At 71.7% G+C, this 16,806-nt stretch carries 16 protein-coding genes, 1 tRNA gene and 1 pseudogene; 7 read left to right on the top strand and 11 right to left on the bottom strand.

Annotation, left to right across the window (positions count from 1 at the left end; translation table 11 throughout):
* Window positions 1-81: 81 nt before the first annotated feature.
* Window positions 82-540, top strand: a complete 459-nt coding sequence (locus ABIH81_RS15965; RefSeq protein ID WP_302907533.1) for a MarR family winged helix-turn-helix transcriptional regulator — start codon at window positions 82-84, stop codon at window positions 538-540.
* A gap of 74 nt (window positions 541-614) precedes the next feature.
* Window positions 615-2,042, top strand: coding sequence for an MFS transporter (locus ABIH81_RS15960; protein ID WP_349875748.1), 1,428 nt, complete (start codon window positions 615-617; stop codon window positions 2,040-2,042).
* Between the two features lies 1 nt (window position 2,043).
* On the opposite strand, the gene ABIH81_RS15955 is transcribed toward ABIH81_RS15960, so the two are convergent.
* Both ABIH81_RS15955 and ABIH81_RS15950 read right to left on the bottom strand, forming a co-directional pair.
* Window positions 2,044-2,841, bottom strand: coding sequence for an alpha/beta fold hydrolase (locus ABIH81_RS15955; RefSeq protein WP_349875747.1), 798 nt, complete (start codon window positions 2,839-2,841; stop codon window positions 2,044-2,046).
* Between the two features lie 57 nt (window positions 2,842-2,898).
* Complete coding sequence (locus ABIH81_RS15950; protein WP_349875746.1) at window positions 2,899-3,483, bottom strand: XRE family transcriptional regulator; 585 nt, start codon at window positions 3,481-3,483, stop codon at window positions 2,899-2,901.
* Window positions 3,484-3,563: 80 nt separating this feature from the next.
* Between ABIH81_RS15950 and ABIH81_RS15945 the strand changes: the two genes are divergently transcribed.
* The 3 genes from ABIH81_RS15945 (at window position 3,564) to ABIH81_RS15935 (ending at window position 7,120) form a co-directional block, all read left to right on the top strand.
* On the top strand, window positions 3,564-4,529 hold the full coding sequence (locus tag ABIH81_RS15945) for an NAD(P)/FAD-dependent oxidoreductase (RefSeq protein ID WP_349875745.1): 966 nt from the start codon (window positions 3,564-3,566) through the stop codon (window positions 4,527-4,529).
* Between the two features lie 73 nt (window positions 4,530-4,602).
* Window positions 4,603-6,450, top strand: coding sequence for a glycoside hydrolase family 15 protein (locus tag ABIH81_RS15940; RefSeq protein ID WP_349875744.1), 1,848 nt, complete (start codon window positions 4,603-4,605; stop codon window positions 6,448-6,450).
* Window positions 6,451-6,610: 160 nt separating this feature from the next.
* On the top strand, window positions 6,611-7,120 hold the full coding sequence (locus tag ABIH81_RS15935) for a DUF3592 domain-containing protein (protein WP_349875743.1): 510 nt from the start codon (window positions 6,611-6,613) through the stop codon (window positions 7,118-7,120).
* Window positions 7,121-7,145: 25 nt separating this feature from the next.
* Here ABIH81_RS15935 and ABIH81_RS15930 read toward each other — a convergent pair.
* From ABIH81_RS15930 to ABIH81_RS15920, 3 genes and pseudogenes are all read right to left on the bottom strand, one after another.
* Window positions 7,146-7,364: pseudogene (locus ABIH81_RS15930) on the bottom strand (hypothetical protein); the annotation flags it as partial.
* Window positions 7,361-7,540 carry a hypothetical protein gene (locus ABIH81_RS15925; protein ID WP_128138069.1) on the bottom strand — a complete coding sequence of 60 codons (180 nt, stop codon included), beginning with the start codon at window positions 7,538-7,540 and terminating at the stop codon, window positions 7,361-7,363. The gene ABIH81_RS15925 and the pseudogene ABIH81_RS15930, both read right to left, overlap by 4 nt.
* A 470-nt stretch (window positions 7,541-8,010) precedes the next feature.
* Entirely contained in the window at window positions 8,011-9,207 is a 1,197-nt protein-coding gene (locus tag ABIH81_RS15920) for a helix-turn-helix transcriptional regulator (protein WP_349875742.1), read from the bottom strand.
* A 254-nt stretch (window positions 9,208-9,461) separates the two neighbouring features.
* Between ABIH81_RS15920 and ABIH81_RS15915 the strand changes: the two genes are divergently transcribed.
* Both ABIH81_RS15915 and ABIH81_RS15910 read left to right on the top strand, forming a co-directional pair.
* Window positions 9,462-9,668 carry a hypothetical protein gene (locus ABIH81_RS15915; RefSeq protein ID WP_349875741.1) on the top strand — a complete coding sequence of 69 codons (207 nt, stop codon included), beginning with the start codon at window positions 9,462-9,464 and terminating at the stop codon, window positions 9,666-9,668.
* A 290-nt stretch (window positions 9,669-9,958) separates the two neighbouring features.
* The gene (locus ABIH81_RS15910) at window positions 9,959-10,573 is read left to right on the top strand and encodes a hypothetical protein (protein WP_349875740.1); all 615 of its coding nucleotides are present in this window, start codon (window positions 9,959-9,961) and stop codon (window positions 10,571-10,573) included.
* A 241-nt stretch (window positions 10,574-10,814) separates the two neighbouring features.
* Here ABIH81_RS15910 and ABIH81_RS15905 read toward each other — a convergent pair whose 3' ends face one another.
* The 6 genes from ABIH81_RS15905 to ABIH81_RS15880 form a co-directional block, all read right to left on the bottom strand.
* The gene (locus ABIH81_RS15905) at window positions 10,815-11,597 is read right to left on the bottom strand and encodes a transposase family protein (protein WP_349875739.1); all 783 of its coding nucleotides are present in this window, start codon (window positions 11,595-11,597) and stop codon (window positions 10,815-10,817) included.
* Between the two features lie 167 nt (window positions 11,598-11,764).
* Window positions 11,765-12,694 carry a phosphotransferase gene (locus tag ABIH81_RS15900; protein ID WP_349875738.1) on the bottom strand — a complete coding sequence of 310 codons (930 nt, stop codon included), beginning with the start codon at window positions 12,692-12,694 and terminating at the stop codon, window positions 11,765-11,767.
* A 374-nt stretch (window positions 12,695-13,068) separates the two neighbouring features.
* Window positions 13,069-13,143, bottom strand: a tRNA-Val gene (locus tag ABIH81_RS15895).
* A gap of 83 nt (window positions 13,144-13,226) precedes the next feature.
* Window positions 13,227-13,694 (bottom strand): peroxiredoxin, encoded by a 468-nt coding sequence (locus ABIH81_RS15890; protein ID WP_349875737.1) that lies wholly within the window; start codon window positions 13,692-13,694, stop codon window positions 13,227-13,229.
* Between the two features lie 82 nt (window positions 13,695-13,776).
* On the bottom strand, window positions 13,777-14,211 hold the full coding sequence (locus ABIH81_RS15885) for a DUF3052 domain-containing protein (protein ID WP_013287823.1): 435 nt from the start codon (window positions 14,209-14,211) through the stop codon (window positions 13,777-13,779).
* Between the two features lie 110 nt (window positions 14,212-14,321).
* Window positions 14,322-16,802 (bottom strand): transketolase C-terminal domain-containing protein, encoded by a 2,481-nt coding sequence (locus ABIH81_RS15880; protein WP_349880985.1) that lies wholly within the window; start codon window positions 16,800-16,802, stop codon window positions 14,322-14,324.
* Window positions 16,803-16,806 lie beyond the last annotated feature (4 nt).

Raw genomic sequence — 16,806 nt, 5'->3', positions numbered from 1 at the left:
GACATCTCACAAGATCGTATCCGGGTCCGGACCGGGTCCGAGCCGGATCATCCGCCACGGAATCGTCGGTACGCTGGGCGGATGAGCACCCCGGACCTGTCGTACCTACTCGACCACACCAGCCACGTGTTGCGTACCCGGGTGGCGGCGGCGCTGGCCGAGATCGGGCTGACCGCCCGGATGCACTGCGTGCTCGCGCACGCGCTGCCCGAGGAGCGTACGCAGATCCAGCTCGCCGAGATGGGCGACATGGACAAGACGACGATGGTGGTGACGGTGGACGCGCTGGAGCGGGCCGGGCTGGCCGAACGGCGTCCGGCGCGTACCGACCGGCGGGCTCGGATCATCGCGGTGACCGAGGAGGGTGCCCGGGTCGCCGCGCGCAGCCAGGAGATCGTCGACCGGGTGCACGCCGAGGCGCTCGCGAGCCTGCCGGAGGACGAGCGGGAGGTCTTCCTGCGCGCGCTGCGGCGCTTGGCCGGCGGCCACCTGGCCACGCCGGTGCAGAGCCCGAAGCCGGCGCGCCGGGCCCGCCAATAGTCCCTCAATAGATTGTCTGTAACGGAACTGTCCGTTACGGTCTCTCCTGTCGCACCTCTCGACAGGAGGACTCCATGTCCGCTCCCCGTTCCCGCCGGCTCGCCCTCGGCGTGCTCGCCACCGGCGCCCTGATGACCATCCTCGACGGCAGCATCGTCACCGTGGCGATGCCGGCCATCCAGCGCGACCTGCGCTTCTCCCCGGCCGGCCTGAGCTGGGTGGTCAACGCGTACCTGATCGCGTTCGGCAGCCTGCTCCTGCTCGCCGGCCGGCTCGGTGACCTGATCGGGCGCCGGGCGATGTTCCTCGGCGGCACCGCGCTGTTCACCGCCGCGTCGGCGCTGGCCGGGCTCGCGGAGAACAGCGCCACGCTCGTCGCGGCCCGCTTCCTCCAGGGCGTCGGCAGCGCGGCGGCCACAGCGGTGAGCCTCGGCATCCTGGTCACGCTCTTTCCCGGCACCGCCGAACGGGCGCGGGCGTTCGCCGTGTTCGCCTTCACCGGCGCGGCCGGGGCGGCCATCGGCCAGGTCGCCGGCGGCCTGCTCACCGACGCGCTGGGCTGGCACTGGATCTTCCTGATCAACCTGCCGATCGGCCTGGCCACGATCGCGCTCGCGGTCCGCACGCTGCCCGCGGACCGGGGTCTGGGCCTGGCCGCCGGAGCCGACGTGGCAGGCGCGCTGCTGGTCACCGCCGGTCTCGTGCTGGGCATCTACACGGTGGTCACGATCGAGCGGTACGGGGCGACGTCGGCGCACACGCTCGGCCTGGGCGCGCTCGCCGCCGCGCTCGTCGCCGGTTTCGTGGTCCGGCAGGCCACCGCGCGCCGCCCGCTCATGCCGCTGCGGCTCCTGCGCTCGCGCGGCGTCGCCGTGGCGAACGTGGTCCAGATCCTCACCGTGGCCGCGACGTTCGCGTTCCAGGTGCTCGTCACGCTCTACCTCCAGCAGGTGCTCGGCTACGGCGCCACGCGCACCGGGCTGGCGCTGCTCCCGGCCGCTGTCGTCATCGGCACGGTGTCGCTCGGCGTCTCGGCCCGGCTCAACGCCCGCTTCGGCGAGCGGGCCGTGCTGATCGCCGGACTCGTGCTGCTCGCCGCCATGTTCACGCTGCTGGCCCGGGTGCCGGTGGACGGCCGGTACCTGCGCGACGTGCTCCCGGTGATGCTGCTCGCCGGCGGGTTCGGGCTGGTGCTGCCGGCCCTCACCGCGCTCGGCATGTCCGCCGCCCGCGCCGAGGACGCCGGTCTCGCCTCCGGGCTGTTCAACACCACCCAGCAGCTCGGCATGGCGTTCGGCGTCGCGGTGCTGTCCACGCTGGCCGCCGCCCGTACCGCGGACCGGGTCTCGCTCGGCGACGACCGGGCCGCGGCGCTGACCAGCGGCTTCCACGCGGCGTTCACGGTCGGCGCGGGGCTCGTGGTGGTCGCCGTCGTGCTCGCGTACGCGCTGCTGCGCCCCCGCACGACGGAGCGCGCCGACGCCCCGGCGCTCGTGGGGTGAGTCAGCCGGGGGCGCGCGCCGGATGGGTGAGGAACGGCAGCACCGCCGCCGGCAGCGCCGGCGAGGCCACCACGTCGTAGTGGGTGAGCCCGGGCAGCACCGCGAGCCGGGACGCGGGACGGCCGGCGCCGTCGCCGCCCGCGTCCCGGTGGCCGCCGCCCACCAGGCCGAAGAACTCCGCCACATGGCTCACCGGGATCTCGTCCGCGTCGGCGAAGACCAGCAGCACCGGCATCGGCAGCGCGGCCACCTCCGCCGACCAGTCGTAGTCCCGCCGCAGCAGTTCCCCGCTGCGGGCCCAGAGCACGGGCCAGTCCTGCGGGCGGGGCGCGACCCGCGCGTACCGCTCGTACGGCGGGGTGCCGCGCATGCGTTCGGCGGCGCGCTCGTCGTGGGCGGACATCGCGGCCAGTGTCTCCGGGTACCAGCCGCGCCGCCGGAACGGCGTGGAGACGAGCACCAGGCGGCGGACCAGGGCGGGGTGCTGGATCGCGGTACGCAGGGCCACCCCGCCGCCGAGCGAGTAGCCGAGCACGTCTGCGCGCGGCAGGCCGAGGTGACACAGCAGCCCGGCGACGTCGTCGGCCATCGACTCGTACCGCAGCGGCCGGTCCAGACCGCCGGTGCGGCCGTGGCCCCGCAGGTCGACGGCGATCAGCCGGCGGCGCGCGGCCAGCGCCTGCCGGACCGGCGCGAACGTCTCCACCGACCCGTATCCGCCGTGCAGCAGGACCAGCGGCTTGCCGGTGCCGTGCTCCTCGTACCAGATCCGCAGCCCGCCGACGTCCGCATAGGTCACCTGCCGATCGTCGCGCCGCCGGCGCCGCCGCGGGTGCGTTTACCGCCCGCGCCGGTCTCAGCGGGACGCGCGGGGGCGGGCGCGCAGGTGGGCGCGTTCGCCCTGGCTGCCGAAGAGGCTGAGGAACTCCACCCCCTCGCTGTCGGCGCGGCCGAACCAGTGCGGTACGCGGGTGTCGAACTCGGCCGCCTCACCGGGTTCGAGCACCAGGTCGTGCTCGCCGAGCACGAGCCGCAGCCGCCCGTTGAGCACGTAGACCCACTCGTACCCCTCGTGGGTCTTCGGCTCGGGCTCGGACCGGCCGCCGGCCGGGATGATCAGCTTGTACGCCTGGATGCCGCCGGCCCGGCGGGTGAGCGGCAGCATGGTCATCCCGTACGCGGCGACCGGCCGCAGGTGGATGCGGGGGTCGCCGGTCGGTGGGGCGCCGACCAGTTCGTCGAGCGTGACGCCGTGCGCGCGGGCCAGCGGGAGCAGCAGCTCCAGCGTGGGCTTACGACCGCCGGACTCGAGCCGGGACAGCGTGCTCACCGAGATGCCGGTGGCGGCGGAGAGATCGGTGAGGGTGGTCTCCCGCTCGCGGCGCAGCGCGCGCAGCCGGGGGCCCACCGCGTCGAGGGCCTGGTCGAGGTCGTCGTCCATGCCCGCCAGTTTGCCACATCAGCAACAGAGTTTGCAGTTTTGCCGGACCCGGACGCAGGCTGGCCGCGGAGGTGGTCACGATGACCGAGCTACGCGAGGACTACGAGGTACTGGTGATCGGCGGCGGCGCGGCCGGACTCAGCGGCGGGCTGATACTGGCCCGGGCACGCCGGTCGGTGCTGGTGGTGGACGGGGGCGAGCCGCGCAACGCGCCCGCCGACGGCGTGCACGCCCTGCTGGGGCACGACGGCGTGCCGCCGGCCGAGCTGCTGGCGCGCGGCCGGGACGAGGTGCACCGCTACGGCGGGCACCTGACCGGGGGCCGGGTCGAGACGGTGGACCGCGACGGCACCGGGTTCGAGGTGGCGCTCGCCGACGGCCGCCGGGTACGCGCCGGCCACGTGCTGGTCGCCACCGGCCTGGTCGACGAACTGCCCGAGGTGCCCGGCCTGCGCGAGCGCTGGGGGCGGGACGTGGTGCACTGCCCGTACTGCCACGGCTGGGAGGTGCGCGAGCGGCCGATCGGGGTGATCGGCAGCGGCCCGATGTCGGTGCACCAGACGCTGCTGTTCCGGCAGTGGAGCGACGACGTGGTCTACCTGCGGCACACCGCGCCGCCGGTCACCGACGAGCAGGCCGAGCAGCTCGCCGCACGCGACGTGCCGGTGGTCGAGGGCGAGGTCGCGGCGGTCGAGGTGGACGGGGACCGGCTGACCGGGGTACGTCTGCGCGACGGCCGCACGGTCGACCGCGAGGTGCTGACCGTCGCGCCCCGGATGGTGGCGCGCACCGGGTTCCTGGCCGGACTGGGCCTGCGCCCGCAACCGCACCCCAGCGGGATGGGCGAGTACCTGGCGGCCGACGAGTCGGGGCGTACCGATGTGCCGGGGGTGTGGGTCGCGGGCAACGTGACCGACCTGTCGGCGCAGGTCGGGGCCGCCGCGGCGGCGGGCGCCCGGACCGCGGCGATGATCAACGCGGACCTGGTGAACGAGGAGACCCGCCGGGCGGTCGAGGCGCGGCGCAACGCGCGGGAGGGTGGGTGACCAGGAATCACCTCTAACCTGACAATTCTTCCCTTAGGTTGAAGCGCAGAGGCGGCGGACACCGGGGGGCGACGTGAAGGGCTATCCGGCGATCGAGGATCACGGGCTCATCGGCGACCTTCAGACCGCGGCGCTGGTGACCTGTGACGGGACGATCGACTGGTTCTGCGCGCCGCGCTTCGACTCGCCGAGCATCTTCGCCGCACTGCTGGACAAGGACAAGGGCGGCTTCTTCCAGATCGCCCCGCACGAGGTCCGGTACGTCACCAAGCAGCTCTACCTGCCCGGCACGCCGATCCTGATCACCCGGTTCATCAGCGCGGACGGCGTCGCCGAGGTGATGGACTTCATGCCGGTCACCGGCGAGCGGGTCACCGACTCGCACCGCATCGTGCGCATGGTCAACATGGTGCGCGGCAGCATGCGCTTCCGGGTGGAGTGCCGGCCCCGGTTCGACTACGCACGCCAGAGCCACGAGCTGGAGCGGCACCGCAACGGCTTCCTGTTCCGCAGCCCGTCGGCGACGCTCACCTTCAACCCGATCGACCCGGTACGGCAGCTCTGGGCCCAGACCGGCGAGATCCGGATGGAGGACGGCGACCTCATCGCGTACGGCACGCTCAACGAGGGCGACACCGGCGGGGTGATCCTGGAGACGGGCAGTGAGGAACCCCGGATCATCCCGCCGGAAGAGGTCCAGGGCATGTTCGAGTGGACCCGGGACTACTGGCGGCGCTGGGTCGAACGCTCCCGCTACACCGGCCGCTGGCGGGAGATGGTCGAGCGCTCCGCCATCACGCTCAAGCTCATGACGTACGCGCCGACCGGCGCGATGATCGCCGCGCCGACCGCCGCGCTGCCCGAGCTGGTCGGCGGCTCCCGCAACTGGGACTACCGCTACACCTGGGTACGCGACACCTCGTTCTCGGTGCACGCCCTGCTCGGCCTCGGGTTCACCGAGGAGGTCAGCCGGTACATGGACTGGCTCGACGAACGCATCCGCGAGGCCGGCGACCACCAGGATCCACTGAAGATCATGTACCGGGTGGACGGCTCCTCGGACCTGCACGAGGAGGTGCTCGACCACCTGGAGGGGTACCGGGGCTCCCGGCCGGTACGCATCGGCAACGGTGCCGCCGACCAGCTCCAGCTCGACATCCACGGCGAGGCGCTGTACGCCATGCACCTCGCCGACGAGCAGGGCATCCGGGTGTCGCACCAGGTGTGGAAGAGCACCGTGCGCCTGGTCGACTGGCTCTGCCACAACTGGGACAAGCGCGACGCCGGCATCTGGGAGAGCCGGCACCACCCCCGCAACTACACGTTCGGCCGGGTGATGTCCTGGGTTGCGCTGGACCGGGCGATCCGCCTGGCCAACCGGACCGGCCGGCCCGGGGACATGAGCTGCTGGACCGAGCAACGCAACCGGATCTACAACCAGGTCATGGCCCGCGGTTTCCACCGGGAACGCGGCAGCTTCGTGCAGGCGTACGACGAGAACGTGCTCGACGCCGCACTGCTCTACATGCCGGCGGTCGGGTTCGTCACACCGAGCGACCCGCTGTGGCTGTCCACGCTGGAGTCGATCGAGCGGGATCTGGTCTCGGACAGCCTGGTCCACCGGTACGACCCGATGCACTCCCCCGACGGGCTGCCCGGCCACGAGGGCACGTTCAACATGTGCACGTTCTGGTACGTGGAGGCGCTGGCCCGCTCCGGCCGGCTGGACGACGCCCGGCTCACCCTGGAGAAGATGTTCACCTTCAGCAACCACCTCGGCCTCTACGCCGAGGAGATCGCCTCCACCGGTGAGCAGATCGGCAACTACCCGCAGGCGTTCAGCCACCTCGCCCTGATCAACTCGGCGCTGGCGGTCAACGACCTGCTCGACGCCGAGGCCTCCGCCCGCCTCCGCCGATGACTCCGGCGTCCTGGCGTTCCCGCCGGGTGGTGTCCTCGCACGGGCCGTCCGGTCACACACGCCGTCCGCGCCATTGCCGGGGCGGCCTCGCCAGCCGGATGCCGGGCTGGACCGGCTGGCTACTGTGGGATCTTGGGACAGTCAGCGAAGGGGCGGCGGGATGGCTGTCGACGGAGCGGATGCCGGGCACGTCGGCCGCCCCTCGCGCTACGAGGAGGCCGTCCTCGGCCTGCTGCGGGGCGACGGGGCGACCGTGCTGACAGCCGGCCTCTGGCTGCTCGTCACGTCCCTGTTCACCGGGCTGTTCCTGACCTTCGCCGGCTGGCAGGTGTGGGAGAACCGCATGCTGGAGACCAGGGGCCGGATCGCCGAGGCGCAGGTGGTGCGCGCCAACTACGAGGGGCGCGGCAAGTCCCTGAACGTCGTCTACGTGTCGGGACCGGTGGGCACGACGGCGATCCTGGAGAACCCGGCGCACCGGCCGGCCGCGGGCGACGTGATAGCGGTCCGCTACGACCCCCGGCACCCCACCCACCTGCGGGAAGCCGACGCGCCGATCTGGCGGTGGCCGGACTTCCTGGTGACCGTGCCGCCGGCGGTGGCGGGCTGCCTCGTCGTACCGGCCGAGTGGATGCGGTTCCGGCGGCGGCTGCGGGAGCGGCGCGGCTGAGCAGTCACCGCCCCCGCGGACCGGCCTCCCGGGTCCACCCGACGAAGCGGCGGTGCAGCGCGCCGGCAGGCGCCCACGGCATGTCCTCGGAGGCCTGCACGAGGTAGGCGCCGAGGTAGAGGGCCAGCGACACGGGCGCACCGGCGTACTCCGCGCGCAGCTCCCGTCTCCGCGTGGGACACGGCCAGGGCAGGTCGCAGCCACCGCAGCTCCAGACCGGCATGACCGGGCCGTGGGTGGTCACCGCGCACCCTCCAGGAACCGCGCGGTGACCGCCCGCGCCTGCCGGCTGGTCGCCCATTCCACCTGCCAGCAGGGGTACGGCGTGAGCCGCGCCCACCACACTCGGCAGCCGGCACACATGCCGTCGAGTCCTCGGACGTGTACCGCGAGGATCGTCTCCTCCGGCCCGCCGGTCACTCGTCACTCCCCTGCGGCCAGTGACCACGATTGATCGGTATCCGGTGCCGCGAATGACAGGGCAGATCAGCGCCGCACCGGCAGACCCGTCTCCACCGCCGCCAGCACCACACCGGCCGGTGCCGCCGGGCGAACGTCAACGCGGCGGCGGACAGGTACGCGTCGTACGAGACGCGGCGCTCCCGCGAGGCATCGCCGTCCGGGGACCGTTGCCCGCCTCGCGCCTGGTCCAGCAAACGGCGTCGGGCGATCTCCTGCTCCAGCGCCTGGATGCGCTCGCCCAATCCGGAGACCGCCGACGACGGGAGGTATCGACCGACGAGCCGCCGCAGGAGCCCAATAGGCACCGTCATCTGTCCGGCCCTCCATGGTGAGGGCACGGAGGACTTCTGCTGATGTGCCTCGATCCGCGCCCGGTGGAGATCCAGCGTCACTCCGCGCGCGTCCACGATCCAGAAGGTGACTGTCCGCTAACCAGGTGTGCTGTCCGCTGTTGATCGGCGGGCGGGTGCGTACTCGACGCACAGGTCACGCAACATCGCGGCCTCCGGCACTCCGAGATCCTCAACCTTCGCGAGCAGTTCCGCAGCTCGCCACCAGTTCGACGGCACCACCCGCCCGGACGCCACCGCCTGCGCCCCGAGCGCAACCGCCTCGTCCGGCTGACCGGCGGCTACCAGGGCAAGTCCGAGGTCGAGGCGGGCCGACGCGGACCGGCGAGGACGCGCTCCCCCGTCGCCGTGCGGGTCCAGATCGGCCAGTACCGCCCGCGCCATCTGCTCGGCACCCGGGTCACCGGCCCACGCCAACGTCGTGGCCATATAGGCGGCGGCCTTGGCGGGGTCGTAGCGGTAGTGATGCTCGGCCCGTTCCGGAACGGGCAGATTCGCCGTCAACCGCTCCACCCGGTCCAACGCTCGCCGGGTGGCGGCCACATCACCGATACGCGCCCACGCACGGGCCTCCTGAGCAGTCGCCTGAATCCTGGCAGAGCTGCCTTTCGGCGCGACCCGTTGAGCTTGACGGGAGAGATCGAGTGCCGTCCGGTAGTCGCCTTGCGTCAACACGTCCCAGGCCCGGGTCTCCAGGCACCACGCCTGGATCTCGGCATGCTCGGCATGTTCGGCAAGATCACGAGCGGCTCGCAGATGAGCAGCCGCCGCACTGCGCTGCCGCAGGTCGATGTGAACGGTGGCCCGCAGCGCCGCCAGCCAACCGCCGGCGACCAACAGCCGACGCTGCTGAGCAAGCGTGACCCGCCCGTCCAGCAGCCGCACCACATAGGCCAGGTGCCGCCGCACCAGCGGCAACAGCTCCGCCGGAGCCATCGTCGGATAGGAGCTGGCGAGGTCGTCGACGCCCTGCTCGATCCGTTCGAGCACCTCGCCGCTGACATCACTGGCGGCGACCCTCGCCCGCAATTCACCCGCCTCGGCGGCATGATCGATCGGCGCATCGACCAGACGGGCGAGCACACCCCCGGCGTCGAGAATCCGGTCCAGATGACGCCCCGTGTCGACCGTCGGCGCCTTGAGCCCCGCCTCCAGCTCGTGCAGATGGCTCTTGCTCCGATGAGCGAGTTGCCCCAAGGACCGAAGCGACAGACCACGCCGCTCCCGAAACTCACGCAGAGCTGCCCCGAAGCGCGGATCGACGGATGAAGCCATAGCCAGCTCCAAGCTCAAGAGGCCGGGCGAACTCGCCCGGCCACCATACCGTCGACGGTACCCCGAAACGTCGCCCGTCGATGACCACCACCGGCTGGCCGTTCGGACCGCGCCGATCCCCTCTGCCGGACCAGTGGCAACACCTGCGGACACGGCGGCTCCCGCGAGTCTCGCCAACAGCGGTGATCGCGCGGAAGCGAGCCCTTGACCGGCTGCGGACACTGGGGGCAGGCATCTGACCCGGGGAGGTCGACATGCGCTGGGTGATCCTCATACTCGTCATCGTGGCCGCCGTGTTCGTCGTCGGCCTGCTGCGTCGTCGTCGGCAGACACGCCTGGACGGCCGCCAGGTACGTGACCTCCGGGCATCCGCCGAGGCACGCCGCCGGCTCGACGACCATCGGAATCGTACGGACGGCAGCAACACCGGCAGCGGCGGCGTGGGCGGCTGGAGTTCCTGACCTCTCCGGCAGACCACAGACGGTCCGCGCTTCTCCCGCGCTTCAGATGACGGAACCTTCGCCGGGGACGGCACGGGCAAACGCCGGACGTGATGAGCAATATGCTGCACCCCGACTGGAAGCGGGGATTCGTGAGGATCGTTGACCGGGTTCGCGGCGGAACATTTGTCGCCGGCGTACTGGTGGTACTGGGCCTTGCCGGCTGCGTCACACGAGCCGACCCGCCACCGCCTCCGACACCCTCCGTGGATCCGGCACCGTCGGCATCGCCCACCGAGCAGGAGACGCTGATGGCGACGATTCGGCAGCTGGTCGAGCGGGCCGACGTCGGCGACGACATCCGGGAGCGCACGATCGAGGTCGGCGAGCCCTATGAACCCTGCGACCTGCTCATTGCCGACCCCGACCGGTCGAACGGGGGCGGGTTGGAATTCGATCAGGTGTGGGGCGCGGGCCTGGAGGTCAACCCCGTAGGGACCTTCGTCGACGTCCAGCCCCCGACAACCCTACTGAACGTCACAGTGGTCGGTCTGCGCGATGCCCCGGCGGCCGCTGCGGCCGCACGTACGGCGCGCACCGCACGTTGCCCGAGTAAGGATTTCCGGCTCAACATCGGGATGGCCACCGCGCGGTGGGGCGCACGCACGATGACCATCGGGTCGACGAGCGCGCGGCTGACCACGGCGACGGTGAGCCGGGTGAACCCGGAAAGCGCCGAAGGAATGCCGTTCCTGCCCGGCAACGCGCGGCTGATCTTCGCGCACGGCTCGCTGCTCATCAGTGTCGAGGCGCTCACCTTCTGGCCGCCCAAACTGAGTACCGCCACCGACGTCACCGCAATCGCTCAGGAGAAGGCGACGTCCCTGGCAACGGCGATCGTCAAGACCGTCCCCACACCAGGTTAGGACCGAGCCGCTCCCGCCGGCTTCGGCACCCGCTTCTCGATTCTGGGCACCTAGCGCGGTTGGGATCCGTATGCATCCGCGATCTTATGCGGTTGTCCTCGGCCGGTCGCCAGCGCTCAGAAGGCGAGACTGCTGCCACGCTGGCGGGGACATCCCCTCGTGGAATGCCACCAGCTCGCCCCGGCCGCGCCCGAGGTCAAATCCCGTCAGCGCCGAGAGCTGTTCGAACAGTGAGCCATTTTCATCTTGGGTAGCGGTCGGCTTCGAGGTGGTGCAGGACGAGGATGGCCTGCACGATCGCGGTCGCTCGGTGTGGGCAGCAGCGCAGCTTGGTCAGGATCTTCCAGGTCTTGAGTGTGGCGATCGCGCGTTCGCCACGGGCGCGGATCTTCGCGTGGGCCCGGTTGACGGCCTTCTGCCGGCGTGACAGCTTCGGCCGGAAGCGGCGCCGCTTGAACGGGGTGCGCACGCTGCCGCTGGCGCCTTGATATCCCTTGTCCGCGAAGGTCATCACGTCGGCGCTGGTCAGGGCGTCGATGATGCCGTGGGTGCGGGCGGCGGTCAGATCATGCGTCGAGCCGGGCAGCGCGGCCGAGGCCCAGACGAGACGCCCGGCCGCGTCGGCGATGACCTGCACGTTCACTCCGTGACGCTTGTGCTTCCCGGAGTAGTACGGCTTCTGGTTGGCGACCCGGTCGATCGGGATCAGGGTGCCGTCGAGGATTGCGTAGGCGAGCAGCCGGATCCTGGTCATGGCCGTGGCCAGGTCGTCGGTGGTCGCGGCGAGGAGGTCGATGGCCTCGCGGACATAACGCCAGGCCGTCGTGACGCCGATCTCGAATCCGGCGGCCAGGCGGGTCAGGGTGTCGCCATTGCGCAGGTGGGCCAGGGCGAGCAGGGCTTGCCGGCCGGGGTCGAGGCGTCGCCACCGGGACCGTCGCTGCTGGCGGCGGGTTCGGATGAGGGCAGCGAGGTGGTTCAGGCTGGCGGTGGACAACGGAATCGCGGCAGGGTAAGACAGCACAGCGAGGCTCCCGGTTGGGGCATCTGATCTTGGTCGATTGCTGTCTTACCGGGAGCCTCGTCCTACATGGACATCGACCTCCCGCGCCGCCCGTGACCTGCACCGTCACGATGAAAATGGCTCAGTCCACCGAGTCCGGGGAGTCCCCGTGGCCGGTTGCCGACGTTTCACCTTGTCTTGTGGTCCATGTGCATCCCGGAGGGCTCCTCGGCTCCCAGACGACCGAGCCATCGGCGCGCATTCTCCAGGCCCATCTCGTTGTCGGACGCGCTCGTGACTCCGGTCAGATCGTCGGTGACGAGGCGGTGGGCGAAGTAGTCAGCCTGCACCGCCCAGCGAAACCGGAGCATGGTCGGCAAGCCGTATTCCACCTCGGCGCGCGTCATCGTCTTGCTCTCCAGGTATGCCTCCACCATGTGATCGGCCTGATCGATGCCTCCTACATACATCACTGCCGAAGCGAGGTCGTACAACAGCGGACCGTTCATCGCGATACTCCAGTCGATCAACCCGCACTCTCCCGTCATGCGGTCGAGCCGGAATGCCTCTGGAGCCGGATCGGTGTGTAGCAGACCCCACGACAAGGATCCGGCATCAAGCGCCTCGTACCCCGCAAGGGCGGCCGCCACTGAGGCTCGGACCCAAGGACGAACCGCCAGATGAGGCGCCTGCGTCTCAACCCAGTGAAACCGGTCAGCATCCTTGATCGTCACGCCGCTCAGTGCTGCGTGCACTCGCGCCAGGGTCGCCCCGATCAGCCGTTGCTCGTCCGGGTTCCCGCCGCGTAACCCGGTGCCCGCGACCCAGTTCAACAATCCGAGCGGCACTCCATCGACATCGGCGACGAGGCTTCCGTGCCTCGTCACTGCCGGGGTGCCCGCTGGAACGCCTGCCGCCTCGACGTGAGCCGCGACCTGAAGGCCGCCGATGAAGGAACGGCGTGATCCCGGCGCGACTGCCTTGGCCACCCATCGTTCGCCGCCCTCGGAGACGAACCACGTCGCCGAGTTCATTCCGCCGTTGTGCACCTGAACCGTCGCGTCCGCCAGTCCCCAATGGGCCGCGATACAGGCACGCAGGTTCCCGTCACTGATCACCGGCAAGAGTCAAACACCATCCACCGGAACCGGCCACGGATTTCCGACCTCACCGCGTGCGTCACCTCACCATCCGGGCCTGTCGATGTCAGTGCACATTCGATGCCTCGATGATGCTGGCCGTTCCTAACACGGGCCGACCCTCGTGCATGGTGATCGTCATACCCGGCTGCAGGTGACGCCAGAGGGCCGGGGACAACGGACCCAGGCGGACCGGCCCGGTGGCGCCTGGTGGCAACGCCGGCGCGGGCTCCGCCCAGATGCGTGCCACTCAAGAGGCTCGACGGAATGCTTTCGTGAGCGCTACTGCTGTCGCCGTTGCTGTCACCGCCCTGGGGAGTGATCTTGCTGGGGCGGTATTCGCTGCTGGTGGATGGTGGGCGCGGCAGGTTTCGAACCTGCGACCCCTCGCTTGTAAGGCGAGTGCTCTCCCACTGAGCTACGCGCCCGGAACGCCCGTACGGCGGGCCGGAGCGGCCAGCTTACCTGCCCGCCTCCGGCCCCGCGCAACGACGTGCCTGGGGTGTGGGACTCAGGCGGCGACAGCCTCGGCCAGCGCCTTGCGCCAGCCCTGCTGGTCGCGCGCCTCGCCGGGCATGTTCATCTCGGCGAACCGGACCACGCCGGCCTTGTCGATGACGAAGGTGCCCCGGTTGGCGATGCCCGCGACCTCGTTGAAGACGCCATACGCCTGCGCCACCGCGCCGTGCGGCCAGAAGTCGGCCAGCAGCGGGAACTGATAGCCCTCCCGGTCGGCCCAGATCTTGTGGGCGTACACGGAGTCGACGCTGACGGTCAGCACCTGGACGTCGTCGTTGACGTACTCGTTGAGGTTGTCCCGCACCTCGCACAGTTCGCCCTGGCAGATGCCGGTGAAGGCGAGCGGGTAGAAGACCAGCAGCACGGTCTTGCGACCGCGGAAGTCGGAGAGCCGGACCTCCTGGTTGTTCTGGTCCTTGAGCAGGAAGTCGGGCGCCTCGGCGCCAACCTCGATGGGCATGCGTGCTCCCTCGGGGATCGGGTCTGGAGATGATCAGCCTGCCACACCCGGCGACCGCGGCCGCCGGGTGTGCGGCGCCGCCCTACTTCTTGCTCTTGGACCCGCGCCGCATGACGAGGCGGGCGCCGCTCCAGTCGCGGCCGGCGTTGATGGTGGAGGTCTGCTGAAGCCCGGCGGTCTGCGCGCTCTCCGCGACCTCGCTCGGCTCGACGTGGCCGTCGCGCCCGGCCTTCGGGGTCAGGAGCCAGACCACGCCGTTGTCCGCGAGCGGCCCGAGGGCGTCGACGAGGAGCTCGAACAGGTCACCGTCGCCGTCGCGGTGCCAGACCAGAACCGCGTCGACCACCTCGTCGGTGTCCTCGTCGACGAGTTCGCCACAGCGGTCGGTCAGGGCGTCCCGGAGATCGGTGTCGACGTCGTCGTCGTAGCCCATCTCCATGACGACCATGCCCGGCTCGATACCGAACCGGTCCGCCAGGCTGCGTACCCCGTCGGCCTGGCCAGCGGTCGCGCTCACTGTCGAGTGCCTCCTCATCTATCCCTGCTCGTGGCGTCGGGTGACACCGTCGGGCTCAGTCCACACAGTTGCGGCTCGCCGCGCAAGTGGCGCACCGGGTGGAACGGAATTTACCGTGCCAGCAGCGTACGGGCACCCTGGGTGATGGCTTCCGCGGAGACCAGTACCTGACGGGCAGCCGGACCTAATGGTACAAACGAGTCAAGTGCGGCTACGCGGCGCGCGGCGCCCACGTATCCGGTGTCGACGAGCGCGGACAGCACGCCCTCGCCCACCCCGCCGGTCCGCCGCGTCTCGTCCACCACCAGCACCCGGCCGGTCGCCGAGGCCTCCCGGATGATGTCGGCCACCGGCAGCGGGGCCAGCCAGCGCAGGTCCACCACCCGGCTGCCCACGCCCTCCCCGGCCAGCGTGGCCGCCGCGCGCAGCGACATCCGCACCCCGTTACCGAACGTGATGATGGTGAGGTCCTCGGCGGAGCCGATCCCGTAGACGCGCGCCCGCCCGATCGGCACGTGCCGGTCCGCCCAGGTGCCCGGCTCGGCGTACTCGGCGGCCCACTCGTCGTCACCGTCGGTGTACAGGTCACGGACGTGGTAGAGCGCGATCGGCTCCACGAAGACGCAGACGCTGCCGTCCACCCGGGCCGCCGCCAGGCAGGTACGCAGCATCGGCGCGGCGTCGTCCGGCCGGGCCGGCACGGCCACCACCAGCCCCGGTACGTCCCGCAGCGCCCCCAGCGAGCTGTCGTTGCGGTCGTGCCCGCCGAGTCCTTCCGCGCTCGCCAGGCCGGGCACCCGCACCACCATCGGGTTGCGGAACGCGCCCCGGGACAGGAACCGCATGGTGGCCGCCTCGCCGCGGAGCTGGTCCTCGGCGCCGAGCAGCGACGTGAGGTGGCGGATCTCGGGCACCGGCAGCAGTCCGGCCAGCCCGGCGCCCAGCCCGAGCCCGAGGATCGACGTCTCGTCCGGCAGCGTGTCGACCACGCGTGCCGCCCCGAACCGGTCCCGCAGCCCCTCGGTCACCCCGTACACCCCGCCCCGGGCGGCCACCTCGTGGCCGAACACCGCCGTACCGGGATGGTCGAGCATGCCGTCGGCGAGCGCGCCGTTGATGCTCTGCGCCAGCGTCAGCGGGCCGGTCAGCTCCGGCGGCTTGCCGCCGAACGCCTCCGCCCGCGCCCCGGCGCCCGGCCCGGCCGCGTGTGCCGCCGCCTCGGCGACCGCGCGGGACACCCGGACCGGCCGGCGCGGCGCCAGTTCCCGCACGATCTCGACCGGGGACGCGAGCTTCGGCTCGTCCAGCACCTCCTCGGCGACGCGGCGCAGCTGCCAGCCCCGCTCGTCGTAGCGGGCAAGCAGTTCCTCGCCACCGGCGTACCCGGAGGTCACCAGCAGCCGCGCGGTGGCCAGCAGCGGGTCGTGGGCCGCGTCGCCGTCACCCTGCTCCATCAGCCGGACCGCGCTCAGGTGCAGCACGGCGGGCCGGCGCTGCCGGCGTACCCAGTCCGCCGCCTCCGCCGCGACCCGGTAGGTCGCGGCCACGTCCGTGCCGTCGGCGGCGAAGTACCGGATGCCGGGCCGGGACCGCAGCGCGGCGGCCACCCAGCCCTCGGCGGAGGCGCCGCTGTCCGCGCAGACGAACAGCACCGGGATGCGCAGGCCGGCGTGGTCGTACCAGCCGGTCGTGTGCAGCGCGGCGGCGGTGGTGGCGTGGTCGACCGCGCCGTCGTCGAAGGAGCAGACCACCACGGCGTCGGCGGGCCAGGGCGCCGCCTCGGCCTCGCCGTCGGACGCCCGCGTGCCGCGGCGCAGCCGCTCCAGCGCGAGCCCCAGGCCGACGGCGCGCGGCAGGTGCGAACCGGCGGTCGAGGTGGTCGGCACGACCGCCAGGCCGGCGCTGCCGAAGACCTTCGCCCGCCCGCCGGCGGCCGGCTCCTCGGCGGAGGCGACGATGCCGCGCAGCACGTCGCGCGCCGCCGCCGCGAACGCGTCGCCGGGCGCGGGCTGCGGCAGATCGGGTACGACGACAGTCGCGCCCCCCGGGTCAGCGTCGAGATCTTGGTAGGAAACGGCCCCCATAGGGGCACTTTCGCTCCAAGATCTCTCCGTGTCCCGATTGGTGGAACGCATCTCCCGGGAAGTGGTATCGGGTGAGGTGCCGAGGTCGGCAGCACCGGGAGCGGCGTCCGGCACAGCGGTGAAGGCGGTGTCGGCAGCGGGGGCGGGTGGCGACGGGGCGGGCGGGAAGGCGCCGGCGGCCTGGGCGGCGCGCAGGCAGTAGAACGCGCCGGAGCGGGCGTGCAGCAGCGCGGGGTCGGTCGGCCGCAGCGCGGCGGCCACCGCGGCGTCGCCCTCGTGACCGGCCGACTCGACGGTGAAGTACCCCTCGCCGAAGCCGGACAGCCACCGCCCGGCCAGGTCGAGCAGCCGGCTGGTCACCTGCGCGTCGAACAGGGCCAGCGCCTGCGCCCCGGTCAACGGCCCGCCGTCGGGCAGCGGTTCGCCCAGGTCGCGCCGCTGGTCGGGCGCCCCGAGCGCGGCCAGTTCGGCTCGGAGCCGGTCGTCGAGATCGTGCGGGGTGGTCACGCGG

It is taken from the genome of Micromonospora sp. HUAS YX12 (assembly GCF_040215685.1).
GTDB lineage: Bacteria > Actinomycetota > Actinomycetes > Mycobacteriales > Micromonosporaceae > Micromonospora > Micromonospora tulbaghiae.
This window is presented reverse-complemented; position numbering and strand designations above follow the sequence as displayed.